The 15,229-nt window shown below is 68.3% G+C and carries 15 protein-coding genes; 11 read left to right on the top strand and 4 right to left on the bottom strand.

Annotated features, from left to right (window positions below):
• From ACN5W5_RS07485 to ACN5W5_RS07460, 6 genes are all read left to right on the top strand, one after another.
• Complete coding sequence (locus tag ACN5W5_RS07485) at positions 1-1,776, top strand: cytochrome c oxidase subunit I (RefSeq protein ID WP_420047900.1); 1,776 nt, start codon at positions 1-3, stop codon at positions 1,774-1,776.
• A complete protein-coding gene (locus tag ACN5W5_RS07480; protein WP_420047899.1) occupies positions 1,773-2,387 on the top strand; it encodes a bb3-type cytochrome oxidase subunit III in 615 nt (204 codons plus the stop codon). Before ACN5W5_RS07485 ends, ACN5W5_RS07480 begins: the two co-directional genes overlap by 4 nt.
• Before the next feature lie 9 nt (positions 2,388-2,396).
• Positions 2,397-3,101 (top strand): heme-copper oxidase subunit III family protein, encoded by a 705-nt coding sequence (locus ACN5W5_RS07475; RefSeq protein WP_420047898.1) that lies wholly within the window; start codon positions 2,397-2,399, stop codon positions 3,099-3,101.
• Positions 3,102-3,106: 5 nt separating this feature from the next.
• Complete coding sequence (locus ACN5W5_RS07470) at positions 3,107-3,436, top strand: cytochrome C oxidase subunit IV family protein (protein WP_420047897.1); 330 nt, start codon at positions 3,107-3,109, stop codon at positions 3,434-3,436.
• Between the two features lie 10 nt (positions 3,437-3,446).
• Complete coding sequence (gene cyoE, locus ACN5W5_RS07465; RefSeq protein ID WP_420047896.1) at positions 3,447-4,367, top strand: heme o synthase; 921 nt, start codon at positions 3,447-3,449, stop codon at positions 4,365-4,367.
• A 75-nt stretch (positions 4,368-4,442) separates the two neighbouring features.
• Complete coding sequence (locus ACN5W5_RS07460; protein WP_420047895.1) at positions 4,443-4,883, top strand: aminoacyl-tRNA deacylase; 441 nt, start codon at positions 4,443-4,445, stop codon at positions 4,881-4,883.
• Between the two features lie 81 nt (positions 4,884-4,964).
• On the opposite strand, the gene ACN5W5_RS07455 is transcribed toward ACN5W5_RS07460, so the two are convergent.
• Positions 4,965-5,735, bottom strand: a complete 771-nt coding sequence (locus ACN5W5_RS07455; protein WP_420047894.1) for a DUF2189 domain-containing protein — start codon at positions 5,733-5,735, stop codon at positions 4,965-4,967.
• Positions 5,736-6,185: 450 nt separating this feature from the next.
• Here ACN5W5_RS07455 and ACN5W5_RS07450 point away from each other — a divergent pair, with 450 nt between their 5' ends.
• Together ACN5W5_RS07450 and mgrA are read left to right on the top strand one after the other, a co-directional pair.
• Positions 6,186-7,682, top strand: a complete 1,497-nt coding sequence (locus tag ACN5W5_RS07450; protein ID WP_420047893.1) for a methyl-accepting chemotaxis protein — start codon at positions 6,186-6,188, stop codon at positions 7,680-7,682.
• 131 nt (positions 7,683-7,813) lie between these two features.
• Complete coding sequence (gene mgrA, locus ACN5W5_RS07445; RefSeq protein ID WP_420047892.1) at positions 7,814-8,854, top strand: L-glyceraldehyde 3-phosphate reductase; 1,041 nt, start codon at positions 7,814-7,816, stop codon at positions 8,852-8,854.
• 7 nt (positions 8,855-8,861) lie between these two features.
• On the opposite strand, the gene ACN5W5_RS07440 is transcribed toward mgrA, so the two are convergent.
• Entirely contained in the window at positions 8,862-9,659 is a 798-nt protein-coding gene (locus tag ACN5W5_RS07440; protein ID WP_420047891.1) for an alpha/beta fold hydrolase, read from the bottom strand.
• Between the two features lie 78 nt (positions 9,660-9,737).
• Positions 9,738-10,646 (bottom strand): thioredoxin, encoded by a 909-nt coding sequence (gene trxA / locus ACN5W5_RS07435; protein ID WP_420047890.1) that lies wholly within the window; start codon positions 10,644-10,646, stop codon positions 9,738-9,740.
• Positions 10,647-10,784: 138 nt separating this feature from the next.
• On the opposite strand from trxA, the gene purE reads away from it, so the two are divergent.
• From purE to ACN5W5_RS07420, 3 genes are read left to right on the top strand one after another with little or no spacing between them, the layout of a single operon-like run.
• On the top strand, positions 10,785-11,273 hold the full coding sequence (gene purE / locus ACN5W5_RS07430; RefSeq protein WP_420047889.1) for a 5-(carboxyamino)imidazole ribonucleotide mutase: 489 nt from the start codon (positions 10,785-10,787) through the stop codon (positions 11,271-11,273).
• Positions 11,274-11,277: 4 nt separating this feature from the next.
• Positions 11,278-12,513 carry a 5-(carboxyamino)imidazole ribonucleotide synthase gene (locus ACN5W5_RS07425; RefSeq protein WP_420047888.1) on the top strand — a complete coding sequence of 412 codons (1,236 nt, stop codon included), beginning with the start codon at positions 11,278-11,280 and terminating at the stop codon, positions 12,511-12,513.
• A 4-nt stretch (positions 12,514-12,517) separates the two neighbouring features.
• Positions 12,518-13,528: an L-threonylcarbamoyladenylate synthase gene (locus tag ACN5W5_RS07420; RefSeq protein ID WP_420047887.1), complete on the top strand. Its 1,011-nt coding sequence runs from the start codon at positions 12,518-12,520 to the stop codon at positions 13,526-13,528.
• 112 nt (positions 13,529-13,640) lie between these two features.
• Here the strand turns inward: ACN5W5_RS07420 and dacB are convergent, their stop codons facing one another.
• Positions 13,641-15,173, bottom strand: a complete 1,533-nt coding sequence (gene dacB, locus ACN5W5_RS07415; RefSeq protein WP_420047886.1) for a D-alanyl-D-alanine carboxypeptidase/D-alanyl-D-alanine endopeptidase — start codon at positions 15,171-15,173, stop codon at positions 13,641-13,643.
• Positions 15,174-15,229: the final 56 nt, after the last annotated feature.

The raw sequence follows: 15,229 nt of genomic DNA, 5'->3' as shown, positions 1-15,229 counted from the left end.
ATGGCCCTCATCGACACCAGCCACCACGATGACGCTCCGCGCAGCTTCATCACGCGCTACGTCTGGAGCCAGGACCACAAGGTGATCGCGGTGCAGTACGCCTGCACAGCCATCGCGGTCGGGCTGGTCGGCCTGCTGTTGTCCAACCTGATGCGGCTGCAGATCGGTTTCCCTGGCGTGTTCGAGTTCATCAACGCCGAACGCTACTACCAGTACGTGACCATGCACGGGATGATCATGGTGATCTACCTGCTCACGGCGCTGTTCCTCGGCGGCTTCGGCAACTACCTGATCCCGTTGATGGTGGGCGCGCGCGACATGGTGTTCCCGTACATGAACATGCTGAGCTTCTGGACCTACCTGCTCAGCGTGATCGTGCTGATGGCCAGCTTCTTCGTGCCGGGAGGCCCCACCGGCGCAGGCTGGACGCTGTACCCGCCGGCGGCCATCCTGCCCGGCACGCCAGGGTACGACTGGGGCATCATCCTCATGCTGGTCTCGCTGCTGATCTTCATCGTGGCCACCACGATGGGCGGCCTGAACTACGTCACCACGGTGCTGCAGGCGCGCTGCGAAGGCATGACGCTGCTGCGCATGCCGCTGTCGGTGTGGGGCATCTTCGTGGCCACCATCCTGGCGCTGCTGGCGTTTCCGGCGCTCTTCGTGAGCGGCGTGATGATGCTGCTGGACAAGACCCTGGGCACCAGCTTCTTCATGCCCGCACTCATCTCGATGGGGCAGGCCACCGGCACCAAGGGCGGCAGCCCGCTGCTGTTCCAGCACCTGTTCTGGTTCTTCGGCCACCCCGAGGTCTACATCGTCGCGCTGCCGGCCTTCGGCATCGTCTCCGACCTCATCAGCGTGCATGCGCGCAAGGCGATCTTCGGCTACCGCACCATGGTCTGGGCCATCGTGGTCATCGGGGGGCTGAGCTTCGTGGTCTGGGCGCACCACATGTTCGTGAGCGGCATGAACCCCTGGTTCGGCTTCTTCTTCGCCACCAGCACGCTGATCATCGCGGTGCCCACGGCGATCAAGGTCTACAACTGGGTGCTCACGCTGTGGCGCGGCGACATACACCTCACGCTGCCGATGCTGTTCACGCTGGCCTTCATGCTCACCTTCCTGGCCGGCGGGCTGACGGGGCTGTTCCTGGGCAACGTCAGCGTGGACATCCCGCTCTCGGGCACCTATTTCGTGGTCGCCCACTTCCACATGGTGATGGGCGTGGCGCCGCTGCTGGTGGTGTTCGGCGCCATCGTGCACTGGTACCCCCTGGTCACCGGCCGCATGCTCGACGAAGGCCTGGGGCGCGTCCACTTCTGGGTCACCTTCCTCGGCACCTACGCGATCTACTTCCCGATGCACTACCTGGGTGTGATGGGCATGCCGCGGCGCTACTACGAGTATGCGGACTACGCGTTCATTCCCGCCTCGGCCCACACGCTCAACGCCTTCATCACCGTGGTGGCCTTGATCGTGGGCGCGGCGCAACTGCTGTTCGTCTACAACCTGCTGTGGAGCGCCTGGCGCGGGCGCCGTGCCGAGCCCAACCCCTGGCGCGCGGCCTCGCTGGAATGGGCCACGCCGCACACGCCACCGCGCCATGGCAACTGGGGCCCGCAGCTGCCGGTGGTGCACCGCTGGGCCTATGCCTACAGCGTGCCGGGTGTGGCACAGGATTTCATTGCCCAAAACGCGCCGGCGCAGGCCGGTGGCCAGGAGCCCGAGGCGTCTGCGTTGCCGACCACGCCTCGTGACGGAGCCCGATCATGAACATCACCACATTGCATGTCGGAGACCCGGCCGCCACCCGGGCGCGTGCCGCAGCGACCGGCCTGTGGCTGTTCATGGGCGTGGTCAGCACGCTGTTCGGTCTGTTCATCGTCGCCTACGCGATGCGCATGGAGGCGGTCGACTGGTCGCCGATCGCGATGCCGTCCCAGCTGTGGCTGAGCAGCGGGTTGCTGCTGGCCGGTGGTCTGCTGCTGCAGCGCGCGGCCACGGCGGCGCATGCGCTGCGCCACGCCCAGGCGCGGCGTCTGCTGCTGGCCGGCGGCGTGGCTGCGATGGCCTTTCTGGGCTCGCAGCTGTGGGCCTGGCAAAGCCTGCTGGACGCCCGCGTGGTGCTCGCGGGCAACCCGGCGGCCAGCTTCTTCTATGTGCTCACCGTGCTGCACGGGCTGCATGTGATCGGTGGCCTCGTGGCCTGGAGCGCCACCGTGCAGGCGGCCGGGCCGCCACCGGTCGAGCCGCGGCGCCTGGCGCTGCACATCACGTTGTGCGCACGCTACTGGCACTTCCTGTTCGCCGTGTGGGTCGTGCTGTTCGCCGCGCTCGGCTGGCTGACGCCGGAAGTGGTGCGCTTCATTTGCGGCCGCGCCTGAAAGACCACCATGAGCAGCGTCACTGTCCGAGCCGCCCCACCGAGCACCGGGACACCCGACTCGGCGACGGGGCTGCGCGGGCTGGTGGCCGACTGGTCGTCCGACCGCCAGGCCTTCCACGTCGCCTGGGGCAAGGCGATGATGTGGTTCTTCCTGCTCAGCGACACCTTCGTGTTCGGCAGCTTCCTCACCGGCTACATGGCGGTGCGCATGTCCACCACCGTGCCGTGGCCGAACCCGAGCGAGGTCTTCGCGCTGCACGTCGGCGGCGCCGACGTGCCGCTGCTGCTGATCGCGGTGATGACCTTCGTGCTCATCACCAGCAGCGGCACCATGGCGATGGCCGTCAACTGCGCCTACCGCCGTGACCGTGTCAACGCGGCGCGGCTGATGTTCGTGACCGCGGCCTTCGGCGCCCTGTTCGTGGGCATGCAGGCCTTCGAGTGGACCAAGCTGATCGTGGACGAGGGCGTTCGCCCCTGGGGCAACCCGATGGGCGCGGCGCAGTTCGGCTCCAGCTTCTTCATGATCACCGGCTTTCACGGCCTGCACGTCTCGGCCGGGGTGATCTACCTGCTGGTGGTTGCGGTGCGCCTGCTGCGCGGACGCTACGAGAGCCGCGGGCACTACCAGATCGTCGAGATCACCGGCCTCTACTGGCATTTCGTCGATCTGGTGTGGGTCTTCATCTTTGCCTTGTTCTACCTGTGGTGAACGCCATGCAGACGACGCACGACACCCTCGCCGGGCAGCAACAGCACCCGATCGGCCTGTACCTGAAGGTCTGGGCGCTGCTCTTTGTGCTGAGCATGATGTCTTACGCCGTGGACTATTACCACCTGCAGGGTCTGTGGCGCTGGAGCCTGATCCTGCTCTTCATGCTGCTGAAGGCAGGCCTGATCGTGGCCGTGTTCATGCACCTGGCCTGGGAGCGGCTGGCGTTGATCTGCGCCATCTTGCTGCCACCGCTCGCCTTGGTGGCGTTGGTGGGGCTGATGGCTTCGGAGGCCGGCTACGTGAACCTGACGCGGCTGCTCTTCTTCCGCTAGGGCCTGTGCCATGCCTGAGCCTCCCACCGCACTGGTCGCGTCACCGCCGCGTGGCGGGGTGACGTCCTGGCGCAGTTATGCCGAACTGGTGAAGCCACGTGTCATCGCGCTGATGATGTTCACGGTGGTCGTCGGCATGCTGCTGTCACAAGCGGGGTGGCCCCACTGGACGGTGCTGGCCTTCGGCACGCTGGGCATCGGCCTCGTGGCCGCTGGCGCGGCCGCCGCCAACCACGTGATCGACCAGCGCATCGACGCGCTGATGGCGCGCACGCGCGGCCGGCCGCTGCCGCGCGGTGTGCTGGGCACGGCGCAGGCCGTCGTCTTTGCCGCCACCCTGGTGACGTCCGGTCTGGCGTTGCTGCTGTGGGTGAGCAACCTGCTGTGCACCGCGCTCACGCTGGCATCGCTGCTGGGTTATGCCGTGGTCTACAGCCTGGTGCTCAAGAAGCGCACGCCACAGAACATCGTCATCGGAGGCGCCGCCGGTGCAGCGCCTCCGCTGCTGGGGTGGGTGGCGGTGACGGGGCAGGTGGACGCGGGCGCACTGGCGCTGTTCCTCATCATCCTGATCTGGACGCCGCCGCATTTCTGGACCCTGGCGATCCACCGCCGCGAGGACTACGCCCGCGCCGGCATCCCGATGCTGCCGGTGGTGCGTGGCGTGCCGTACACCACCGCGCACATCCTGTACTACAGCATCGCCCTGGGTGGGGTGTCGCTGCTGCCGGTGGCAATCGGCTTGAGCGGCCCGGTCTATCTGGTCGGTGCACTCGTGCTCGGCGCGCGCTTCATCGCCTTCGCCTGGCGCCTGCGCCGGGACAGCGCGCTGGCGATGCCCACCTTCCGCTATTCCATCGTCTACCTGTTCGCGCTGTTTGCGCTGCTGCTGGCCGACCACTGGCTGGCGGCCTCAGGCTGGTCCAGCTGATGGGTCCAACCGAGCGCACCACCCAAGGACGGCACGGCGGCAGCCATGAGGCAGCGCATTGAATCGGAGGTCGCCATGTCCGTTCCTGACCGCTTGTCATCTTTCCTGCTGGTGCACGACGCCGACTACGACCTGCAGCCCCATCGGCACTCCCGCGGCAGCTCGGACAGCGCCCATGCCGCCCATGTGCCACCGCACCAGCTGGCCAAGGCGGTGGTGCTGGAAGATGACGCCGGCTGCGTGATGGCCGTGGTGCCGGCCGATCGCTACGTGCGGCTGGGCCGGGTTTCGCAGCTGTTGGCGCGCCAGCACCTGCGCCTGGCCGACGAGAATCGCATTGCCGCGCTGTTCCCGGATTGCGAACGCGGTGCCGTACCCGCGCTGGGCATGGCCTGGGGCCTGGAGACGGTGGTCGATGACGAACTCGAGAACCTGAGCGTGGTCTACATCGAGTGCGGCGATCACGAGCGGCTGCTCAGGCTGGAGCACAGGCAATTCCATGCGCTGATGCGCTAGGCACGGCATGGGCAGTTCAGCGGATTGCGCATCCACTGAACCTGAACCACCGCAGCCAAACCGCGGCGAAGTCGCCGGCCCTCATTCCACGAGGTCGCGGTAGGCGTGCCAGCTGGCATGTGCCAACCAGGGGAATATGACGATCATGCCCAGCATGAGGGTGGCGAAGCCGATCAGCACCAGACCCGCGATCAGCGCGGCCCACACCGCCATGGCACCCGGGTTCGCCAGGCAGCAGCGCATGCTCGTGATGGTGGCTGTCACCGCGTCAACCGGCCGGTCGAGCAGCAGCGGCGCACTCACCACCGACAGCGTGAACACCATGACCGCGAACGCGGCGCCAACACCAAAGAATGCCAGCAACAGTGGCCAGTACTCACCCGAAAACAGCACGTTCTGGACCACCGCCGACAGGTCGGGCACGGTACCACCGTAGGAGAGCGCGAAGATGATCGCAGCGACCCGCTCCCACAAGATCAGCGACAGCGTCAGCAGGAGGCCGAACAAGGCGATCGAACCGGTGTTGGACCGCCACGCGAACATGGCCCGCGCCATATCGATGCGTTCGTGGCGCTCGATTTGCGCCGACATGGCGTACAGCCCGATGGCCACGAACGGCGCCACCAGCAAGAAGCCACCGATAAAAGCCGGCACCAGGTAGGTGGCGCCCCAGCTGAGGGCCAACAGCATCACGCCGAAGGCGGTGATGTACAGGCCGTAGGCCAGGCTGGATCGGCCCGATTGGGCGAGGTCCGCGTAGCCGTGGCGCAGCCACACGAGCGGCTGCATGGTTTCGACTCGGCGCACATGGGGGGTGTCCACGGCCGCGTGTCTTTCAAGGGCATGGTCCATGACGGTCTCCTGCTTGAAGGGGCCAACGCAGATCGGCCCGCCCGCAGGCTGCGGTCATCGGTGGTGCGGCCAGCCAGCCACCCGCCCCTCGTCGGCGGCGCAGGGTGCCGACCACGCCACGGGTCGACATGCACAGGCAATGCTAGACCCGTGCGGCGCGCTGTGGCTGATGTCTGCGACCCCAGCAGGGTTTTCTAGGTGAAAACCAGTATCACCGTCGCCATGCTGCGGTTTCCTGTTTCAGTTGGGTCGACAAACTGCCGATACGGGCCTGTGCGTGTGCAAAGCGGCTGGGTCACGCCACCCTGTGTGCACCAGCCACCCATCTGTGAAAACCACTCAATTCTGGGGAGCCTTTCAACAATGAACTTCTTTTCTCAACGCCGTCTTGGGCAAAGGTTGGCCTGGGGCTTCGGGACCGTCCTGGCACTGCTGCTGGGTATTGCCGCCTTGTCCCTGATCGGAATGCAGAACCTGAACCGCACGTTGCAGGAGGTCGTGATCCAGGGGGGACATCGCACGGCGGCAGTCGTTGGCATGGAGCGAAGCGCCTATCGATTCATGTCCTCGTTGCGCGACATTCGTGGCTCCGAACTGTCCGACAGCGAGGCGATGATGAAGCGCCTCAGACAGGACTGGGACACCTATCTGAACAAGGAGAAAGCCGCCAAAGAGAGCCTCCCTGCGAACGATGCGAGCGTGGCAGCCCTGTTTGACCAGGTGGGTCAGCGGGCCCGGGCGGTTCATGAGGTGATCCCTTTGGGCGAGAAGGAGAGTGGCGGGCGTGGGGAGCCTGCCATCTTCTTTGCCATCTCCCTCGCCCTGGGGCAGGATGCGGCGGCATGGAACACCAAGTACCACCAGTGGTCAGAGGGGCTGGTGGCGCTGTCCGCCTGGGATGATCGCGCCAAGGAAGCTTCGGTGGCAGAAGCCTCAGCCACGGCTGACGGGGCGCAAAAGGTGGTGGTCGCCGGCAGCTTCATCGCCCTGCTGTTCGGTGCCCTGACCGGATGGCGCATCACGCGCGATGTGACGCGGGGCTTTTCCGCGACGGTGGAGGCCACCGAGCGCCTGGCCCGGCACGATCTCTCGGTACCGGTCGAGACGGGCTTCAATGGAGAGTTGGGCGTCCTGGCGCGTTCGCTCGAACTGATGCGCGTGGCACAGCACGAACTGGCGCTGGGCGTGCGCCAGGCTTGCGGAGGCATTGCCACGGCCAGCGCCGAGATCGCCCAGGGCAGCCTGGACCTGAGCGGGCGTGCCGAGATGGCTGCCACGAACATGCAAGGGGCCATCGGAGCCCTGACCCAGCTCAACGCGTCGGTCGATCAGTCGGCGCAGTCGGCGCAGTCGGCCAACGCGCTCGCCTCGGAGGCGCAAACGGCTGCCACGCGTGGCGACCATGTGGTGGGGCAGGCCGTGGCGACCATGAACGAGATCGACGCGGCCTCGCGCCAGATCGCCGACATCACCGCCATCATCGATGGCATCGCGTTCCAGACCAACATCCTGGCGCTCAACGCCGCTGTGGAGGCCGCCCGCGCCGGCGAGCAGGGCCGGGGGTTTGCCGTGGTGGCGGCGGAAGTGCGCAGCCTGGCGCAGCGCAGCGCAACGGCCGCGCGCGAGATCAAAAGCCTGATCGAGGCGACGCTGGAAAAGGTGGCCTCGGGCAGCGAACACGTCAAACGGGCCGGTGGCGCCACCCATGAAATCATGACCTCGGTGCAACGGGTCTCCGCCACGATAGCCTCGATCACCGGAGAAACGGCGCAACAGCGCCAAGGCATTGGTCAGGCCAACGCGTCGGTCAGCGAGCTGGACCAGGGCGCGCAGCAAAACGCCGCACTGGCCGAGCAGTCGGCCGCTGCGGCCTCGTCGTTGCAGGACCAGGCTGAGCGCCTGAAGACCCTGGTCGAACGTTTCAGGCTGGAGCGCTCTCCCGCCTGAAGACGGGGGCACGTCGATGGGCACCTCCCTTGAAGCCAAGATCCTCTCAGGGCTGCTCAAGAGGCGGTGCATGCGGCGAAGCGAATGGGTAGAGTGGTGGGTTCATCCCCCATGAACGCAGGAGACCCACCATGTACACCGCCGCTCCCACGCGCTACGACAGCATGCCCTACCGCCTGTGCGGTCGCAGCGGTCTGCGCCTGCCCGCCATTTCGCTCGGTCTGTGGCACAACTTCGGTGACAGCTCGCACCTGGAAACCCAGCGCGCCATGCTGCGCACCGCGTTTGATCTGGGCATCACCCACTTCGACCTCGCCAACAACTACGGCCCGCCCGCCGGCAGCGCCGAGACCAATTTTGGTGAACACCTGCGGCGCGACTTCCGGCCCTACCGCGACGAACTGCTGATCTCCACCAAGGCCGGCTGGGACATGTGGCGCGGGCCCTATGGTCAGGGCGGCGGTTCGCGCAAGTACCTGCTCGCCAGCCTCGACCAGAGCCTGAAGCGCATGGGCCTGGACTATGTCGACATCTTCTATTCGCACCGCTACGACCCGGACACGCCGCTCGAAGAAACCATGGGCGCGCTGGCCACCGCCGTGCAACAGGGCAAGGCGCTCTACGTCGGTATCTCCAGCTACTCGGCCGGCAAGACCCGCGAGGCCGCGGCCATCCTGCGGCAGATGGGCGTGCCGCTGTTGATCCACCAGCCGTCCTACAGCCTGCTCAACCGCTGGATCGAGGGCGAACTGCTCGACACCCTGCAGGACGAGGGCATCGGCTGCATCGCCTTCAGCCCGCTGGCCCAGGGCCTGCTGACCAACAAATACCTGGGCGGCATCCCTGAAGATTCGCGCATCAACCAGCCGGGCGGCGGCTCCTTCAAGCTGGAACACCTCAGCGAGCAGAACCTGACCCATGTGCGGGCGCTCAACGAGATCGCCTTCAACCGCGGTCAGAGCCTGGCGCAGATGGCGGTGGCCTGGGTGCTGCGCCAGCCCGGCATGACCTCGGCCCTGATCGGCGCCAGCCGCCTGGAGCAGATCGTGGATCTGGCGGGCGCGCTGAACAACCTCGCCTTCAGCGCCGAAGAGCTGGCAGCGATCGACCAGCACGCGGTGGAAGGCGGCATCAACCTCTGGAAGAAGCCGTCCACCGATCAGCGGCCCTGACGGTCGTTCAGAGCCCGGTCAGAAAGCGGGCAATTGCCGCGTTCACCACCGGGGCGTGGGTGATGGGCCCCATGTGGCCCAGATCGTCGAACGTCAGCCGTTCCACCTGTGGCAGGGTGGCGCACAGCAGGCGGGCCACGCCGCCCGCCGACGCGGGCGAGCGCCCGCCCACCATGTAGAGCACCGGCACATCGAGCGCAGAAAAGTCCGCCAGCGTTGTGGCTTCGTTGAACAGCGTATGGCCCCAGCGCCGCACCTGCCGGACCGATTCGGCCATGGCGGGCTTGCGTGGGGCGGGCGTGGCCGCCCAGCTGCCCGGGCCCATCCAGTGGTCGATGAAATGCCCGGCGGCGCTGTCGGTGTCGCAGCGGTCCAGCGCCTCGCCCGCGGCCGCGACGGCGTGGCGGATGCCGTCGGCCTCGTTCGGCGCGGGGGCTTCCTGTTCCAGCAGCGAAAACAGCGTGGGCTCGTACAGCGCCAGGGCGCGCACCCGGCCGGGGTGGCGCAGCGCTGCGATCAGTGCAACCGCCGCGCCGTAGGAGTGGCCCACCAGCACCAGCGGCGAACCGGCGCGTGCGAGCACCGGCGCCAGCAGCGCGACCTCATCGTCCAGTCGCAGGGGCTGGTCGGCCGGCCAGGCCGGGCTTTTGCCGGCGTCGTAACCATCGGGTGCCAGCACATGGCAGGTCGGCGACAGCAGCTCCATGAGCTCGCGCCACTGGCCTGAATGGCTGGCGTTCGAGTGCAGGCACACCACGCCCGGGCCGGCGCCGGCTTCGCGGAAGAAGGGGTCGGGTCGAGACATGCGGGGCTCCCATCTGTGGGGGGGGTGGTGGGCGCCCGCCGGGTGGTCGTGCTTTGGCTGGTGCGCGACCGGCGCGCGTCAGCTCAGCACCACGCTGGAGAGCCGCCGGCGGTAGGTGGCCACGGTCGGGTCTTCCGGTGGCACCTGGCCTTCGGCCACCTTGGGCTTGGGCGGTTCGATGATGTCGAGGATGGCGATGAAGGTCTTGCGCGCCAGCTCTTCGCTCCAGGCCTTGTCGCGCATCAGGATCTCCAGCAGCTCGTCCATGGCCGGGACGAACTGGTTGTGCGCCATCAGCAGCTGGGCGAGGGCGAAGCGGCTGTCGAAGTCGCGCTTGTTGGTGGCGATCTTGGCCTGCAGCTCGGCGGCGCGCGCTTCGGGGTCGGCCACACCGTCCTGCGCATCGCGCGCCTTCATCCAGCGGTTGAGCGAGTCGAGCCGGCGCACGGCCAAGGACTTGGCGATCACCGGGGCGAAGGCCACCTTGGCTTCGTCGTCGCGTTCCAGCTCCAGCAGCAGCTTCACGAGGTCGAAACGCGCGTCGTCGTTGTTGGGGTCGGTCTGCACCGCCTGCTGCAGCTTGGCCAGAGCGCCTTCCACGTCGCCGTCGGCCAGGGCGTCCAGCGCCGCGGCTTCTTCGACGGCAGCTTCCACTTCTTCGGCCGCGGGCAGGTGTTTGTCGAGGAATTCCTTGATCTGGCCTTCGGGCAAGGCGCCCATGAAACCGTCGACCGGCTGGCCGTTCATGAGCAGCACGCAGGTGGGGATGCTGCGGATGCCGAAGGCCTGGGCGAGCTGCTGTTCCTCGTCGGAATCGATCTTCACCAGCTTGAAGCGCCCGGCGTAGTCGGTCTCGATTTTTTCCAGCAACGGGCCGATGACCTTGCAGGGGCCGCACCAGGGGGCCCAGAAATCGACCAGCACGGGCGTTTGCATCGAAGCTTCGATGACTTCGGTTTCAAAGTTGGCGACGGTGACGTTGATCATGGGAAAGGCTCTGGAAATGGGCGCACATCGCCGACGGCGGGGCGCGAAACGTAAAATCGACACTTTACCGGAGCGGGGCCGATTTCCCGAACCGGTCCCCCACGCCGGCCCTTCGGGCGCCCGGCAGAAAGCCCCTCCATGAGTTCCATCCAGGTGGGCGTGGTCATGGGTTCCAGCAGCGACTGGGACACCATGCAGCACGCCGTGCAGATCCTCAAAGACTTCGGCATTGCGCACGAGGCGCGCGTGGTCTCGGCGCACCGCATGCCCGACGACATGTTTGCCTACGCCGAGGCCGCCGTCGGCCGCGGCCTCAAGGCCATCATCGCCGGCGCCGGTGGCGCGGCGCACCTGCCTGGCATGATCGCGGCCAAGACCGTGGTGCCGGTGCTGGGTGTGCCGGTGATGTCGAAAGCGCTGTCGGGTGTCGATTCGCTGCACTCCATCGTTCAGATGCCCAAGGGCGTGCCGGTGGCTACGTTCGCCATCGGTGCTGCCGGTGCGGCCAACGCGGCACTGTTTGCCGTGGCCCTGCTGGCCAACGAAGACCCGGCCCTGCGCGCAAAGCTCGAAGCCTTCCGCGCTGCTCAGACAGATGCGGCCCGCCAGATGACATTGCCTTCTTGATCCCATGAGCCTCAAACCCCTTTTGCCCGGCGCCCTGTCCGACCGTGGCCAGCAGATGACCCTGGGTGTCATGGGCGGCGGCCAGCTCGGCCGCATGTTCGTGCAGGCCGCGCAAGCCATGGGCTATTTCACGGCGGTGCTGGATCCGGACCCGGCCAGCCCGGCCGGGCAGATCAGCCACTACCACATCGAAACGCCGTACGACGACGAGCAGGGCCTGGCGCAGCTGATGCAGCGCTGCGATGCCATCACGACCGAGTTCGAGAATGTGCCCGCCCCCGCGCTGCTCACGCTGGGCGCACACCGGCCGGTTGCGCCGTCTTCGGCCTGCGTGGCCGTGGCGCAGGACCGCATCCAGGAGAAGGCGCACTTCGTCGCTTGTGGCCCGATCAGCGGCGTCTTCCCCGCGCCCTACGCGGCCATCGAGTCGAGCGAGTTGCTGGCCGCGGTGCCGGCCGATCTGCTGCCCGGCATCGTGAAAACCGCGCGGCTGGGGTACGACGGCAAGGGCCAGATCCGTGTCAAGACCCGCGAAGAACTCGCCGCCGCCTGGGACCAGCTGGGCCGCGTGCCCTGCGTGCTGGAAAAGCTGATGCCGCTGCAGAGCGAGTGCTCGGTGCTGGTGGCGCGCGGTGCCGGCGGCCAGGTGGTGAGTTTCCCGGTGCAGGCGAACACGCACCACGATGGCATCCTCGCGATCACCGAGGTGTTTGAGGGTGCCGTGCCGGCCGACCTGGCCGCACGCGCGCAGGCCAGCACGGTGGCGATCGCGAACCACCTGAACTACGTGGGCGTGTTGTGCGTCGAGTACTTCGTGGTGGACAACGGTCAGGGTGGCGCGGACCTGATCGTGAACGAAATGGCGCCGCGCCCGCACAACAGCGGCCACTACACGCAGAACGCCTGCGACATCTCGCAGTTCGAGGCGCAGGTGCGCGCACTGGCCGGCCTGCCGCTGCCCGTGCCGCGCCAGCACAGCCCGGCCATCATGGTCAACCTGCTGGGCGACCTCTGGTTCAACGCCAATGGTGTGCGCCCTCAGGCCAGCGAGCGGCCGGTGTCGCCGCCCTGGGCGCAGGTGCTGGCGCTGCCCGGTACCCACCTGCACCTGTACGGCAAGCTCAGTGCGCGCCCGGGCCGCAAGATGGGCCACCTGAACATCACCGGCAGCTCGGTGGCGCAGGTGCGCGAGACCACCGCCCGGGTGCTGGCACTGCTGGGCCTCCCCGCGCTTCCCTGACTCTATGTCGCTCTGTCTGCATGCCAGCGACCCGGCGGCTGTCGAATCCGCCGCCCAGCGCCTCGCCGCGGGTTCGCTGGTCGGCATGCCGACCGAAACCGTCTATGGCCTGGCGGCCGATGCCGGCAACGCCAGCGCGGTGCAGCGCATCTTCGAGGCCAAGGGCCGGCCGAGCGACCACCCGCTGATCGTGCACATTCCGCCTGCCGAGGCGGGCGGCTGGCGCGCCGCAGTGGCGCCGTTCGCGCGCGAGGTGCCGGCGTTTGCCGCCGCGCTGATGCAGGCTTTCTGGCCCGGTCCGCTGACGCTGATCCTGCCGCGCCGGCCCGAGGTGGCGGCGGTGGCCGCGGGCGGGCAGGATTCGGTGGGCCTGCGCTGCCCCTCGCACCCGGTGGCGCAGGCGCTGCTGCGCGCGGCGCGCGCGCACGGTGTGCACGGCGTGGCCGCGCCCAGTGCCAACCGTTTCGGCCGCGTCAGCCCCACCACCGCCGCGCACGTGGCCGAAGAGTTCGCTGAACTGCCGGACGACGCGCTGCTCATCCTGGACGGTGGCGCCTGCCCGGTGGGCATCGAGTCCACCATCGTGGACTGTTCGCGCGGCGCCCCGGTGTTGCTGCGCCCCGGCCTGATCACGCCAGCGCAGATCGAAGCCGCTTGCGGACAGCCGCTGCGCGCGCGCGACGAGGCCGCGCCGCGCGCCTCCGGCACGCTCGAATCGCACTACGCGCCGCGCGCCAAGGTTCGGTTGATGGCGGCACCGCAGCTGAAGGCGGCACTCGACGTGCTGGGCCCGGACGCGAAACACATCGCGGTCTATGCCCGCGCGCCCCTGAAAACGGCGCGTGGCGTGGCCCTGCGCCGCATGCCCGACGACGCCGCCCAGGCCGCGCAGGCGCTGTTTGCGGTGTTGCGCGAGCTCGATGCCACGGGCGTCAAGCTCATCTGGGTGGAAACGCCGCCCGAAGGCGCCGACTGGGACGGCGTGCGCGACCGCCTGCAACGCGCATCGGCGTGAGGTGAAACACCGCCGCCTGTCGGGCTGGGCCGTTGTCGCTGCGCTGCCCCAGGCGATGGGCGGCTTGGTCTGGCTGCTGGCACAAGAAATACAGCCAGCGCATCCCGGGCGCTCAGTCCGGCTGCGCAGCGGTCCATTCCACCAGCGCTTCCAGCGCCGGCCGCGCGGCGCTGGCGTTCGGGTGGTTGATGAACCCCACGACCGCGTAGCGCGTGCCGTTCAACGCATTCACATAACCGGCCACGCCGGTCACGTCGCGCAGCGTGCCGGTCTTGAGCCAGGCGTTGCCCCGTGCGGCGCTGCGCGGCGAGCGCGCCATGCGCGCGGCCGTGCCGCTGACGCCCGCCACCGACAGCGACTGCACGAACTGCGCGCCCTTGGGATGGGCCGCGGCGTGGCGCAGCAGGCCGGCCAGCGCGTCGGCGGTGATGCGTTCGTCGCGCGAGAGCCCCGAGCCGTTGTCCATGACCGGGGGCGCATGGCGGATGCCGAAGGTGGTTGTCCACCAACGGGCCACCACGTCGCGTGAGCGCTCGAACCGCCCCGCGCGCAGCGGCGTGAAGTGTTCACGCGGCACGGTGCGCGCCTCCTGCCGCACCGGGTTGAGCCGGCCCAGCGTGAGGAACACCTGCTGCGCCATCACGTTGTTGCTCCACTGGTTGACGTCGGTGATGATGTCCGAGAGCGGCAGCGAATGGGCTTCGTGCAACAGGGTGGCGCCGGGCGGGGTGAGCCCGTTGCGCACCTGACCGGTGAGGGCGCCGCCGCTGGCGCGCCACAGGCCTTCGAGGGCGCGCGCCGCATAGCTGGCCGGGTCCTGGTAGGCCACGGGCCAGACGCGTTCGCCGCAAGCCAGCGGGTACTGGCCCTCGAAACGGATGGCATTGGCGTCGTCAAACCGCGCCTGCAAGGCGCCGCGCCAGTCGCCGCAGCCTTTGCGCGAGAGCGGCACGGTGGGGTCGATGATCAGCCCCGCCATGGGCGGCTCGCTCAGCACATGGGCGACACCGAGGGCGCTGTCGGGCTGGAATTTCAGGACCACCGACTTGAAGTTCACCAGCAACGCGTCGGGGCTGGCGTTGTAAGGCCGCAGGGCCTCGCCGTCGAAGGCGCCGGGATCGCTCGCGGCCAGCTCGAAGGCGCTGTGGTCGAGCACCACATCGCCCAGCACCACCTGCACCCCCCGGTCCTGCAGGGCGAAAAAAGCCGTCTGGATGCGCTCCAGCACCAGTTTGGGGTCGCCACCGCCCTGGATGTAGAGGTTGCCGCGCAGGGCGCCGTTGTCCACCACACCGTCGGTGTAGAAGCGCGTGCGCCAGGTGAAGTCGGGGCCCAGCAGGTCGATGGCGGCGTAGGTGGTCACCAGCTTCATGACCGAGGCCGGGTTGATGGGCTGCCCGGCGCGGTGGCGCAGGCGCTCGCCGCTGTTGCCGGACACCGGCACGACCAGGGCCGACACGGCGCTGGCGGGCACCGCGGCACGCCGCAGCGCGGCCTGCACCGTGGGGGGCAGGGCGTCATCGGCCAGCGCCGCGACCGGGAGCGCCAGGGCGCCGAGCAGGCCGGCGCCGAGCGCGCGCCACCAGGCGCCCCCGGGGGTGGGGCGCGGGCGCCGGGGGCGTTCGGTAGGCGGGGTGGTCGACATGGCAGGGATTATGGAACCGGAGGGGCGCTTCAACGGCCCCGCCCGGCGGCCGCATC

This window comes from Hydrogenophaga sp. ZJX-1, from assembly GCF_048590325.1.
Lineage (GTDB): Bacteria > Pseudomonadota > Gammaproteobacteria > Burkholderiales > Burkholderiaceae_C > Hydrogenophaga.
Note: the sequence above shows the minus strand (reverse complement) of the source record. Positions and strands in the feature narration are given on the sequence as shown.

What these genes read in the sequence shown, in the direction of transcription:
- ACN5W5_RS07485 (WP_420047900.1), top strand. Translation starts at nt 1, where the DNA reads ATGGCCCTCATCGACACCAGCCACCACGATGACGCTCCGCGCAGCTTC.
- ACN5W5_RS07480 (WP_420047899.1), top strand. Translation starts at nt 1,773, where the DNA reads ATGAACATCACCACATTGCATGTCGGAGACCCGGCCGCCACCCGGGCG.
- ACN5W5_RS07475 (WP_420047898.1), top strand. Translation starts at nt 2,397, where the DNA reads ATGAGCAGCGTCACTGTCCGAGCCGCCCCACCGAGCACCGGGACACCC.
- ACN5W5_RS07470 (WP_420047897.1), top strand. Translation starts at nt 3,107, where the DNA reads ATGCAGACGACGCACGACACCCTCGCCGGGCAGCAACAGCACCCGATC.
- cyoE (WP_420047896.1), top strand. Translation starts at nt 3,447, where the DNA reads ATGCCTGAGCCTCCCACCGCACTGGTCGCGTCACCGCCGCGTGGCGGG.
- ACN5W5_RS07460 (WP_420047895.1), top strand. Translation starts at nt 4,443, where the DNA reads ATGTCCGTTCCTGACCGCTTGTCATCTTTCCTGCTGGTGCACGACGCC.
- ACN5W5_RS07455 (WP_420047894.1), bottom strand. Translation starts at nt 5,735, where the DNA reads ATGGACCATGCCCTTGAAAGACACGCGGCCGTGGACACCCCCCATGTG.
- mgrA (WP_420047892.1), top strand. Translation starts at nt 7,814, where the DNA reads ATGTACACCGCCGCTCCCACGCGCTACGACAGCATGCCCTACCGCCTG.
- ACN5W5_RS07440 (WP_420047891.1), bottom strand. Translation starts at nt 9,659, where the DNA reads ATGTCTCGACCCGACCCCTTCTTCCGCGAAGCCGGCGCCGGCCCGGGC.
- trxA (WP_420047890.1), bottom strand. Translation starts at nt 10,646, where the DNA reads ATGATCAACGTCACCGTCGCCAACTTTGAAACCGAAGTCATCGAAGCT.
- purE (WP_420047889.1), top strand. Translation starts at nt 10,785, where the DNA reads ATGAGTTCCATCCAGGTGGGCGTGGTCATGGGTTCCAGCAGCGACTGG.
- ACN5W5_RS07425 (WP_420047888.1), top strand. Translation starts at nt 11,278, where the DNA reads ATGAGCCTCAAACCCCTTTTGCCCGGCGCCCTGTCCGACCGTGGCCAG.
- ACN5W5_RS07420 (WP_420047887.1), top strand. Translation starts at nt 12,518, where the DNA reads ATGTCGCTCTGTCTGCATGCCAGCGACCCGGCGGCTGTCGAATCCGCC.
- dacB (WP_420047886.1), bottom strand. Translation starts at nt 15,173, where the DNA reads ATGTCGACCACCCCGCCTACCGAACGCCCCCGGCGCCCGCGCCCCACC.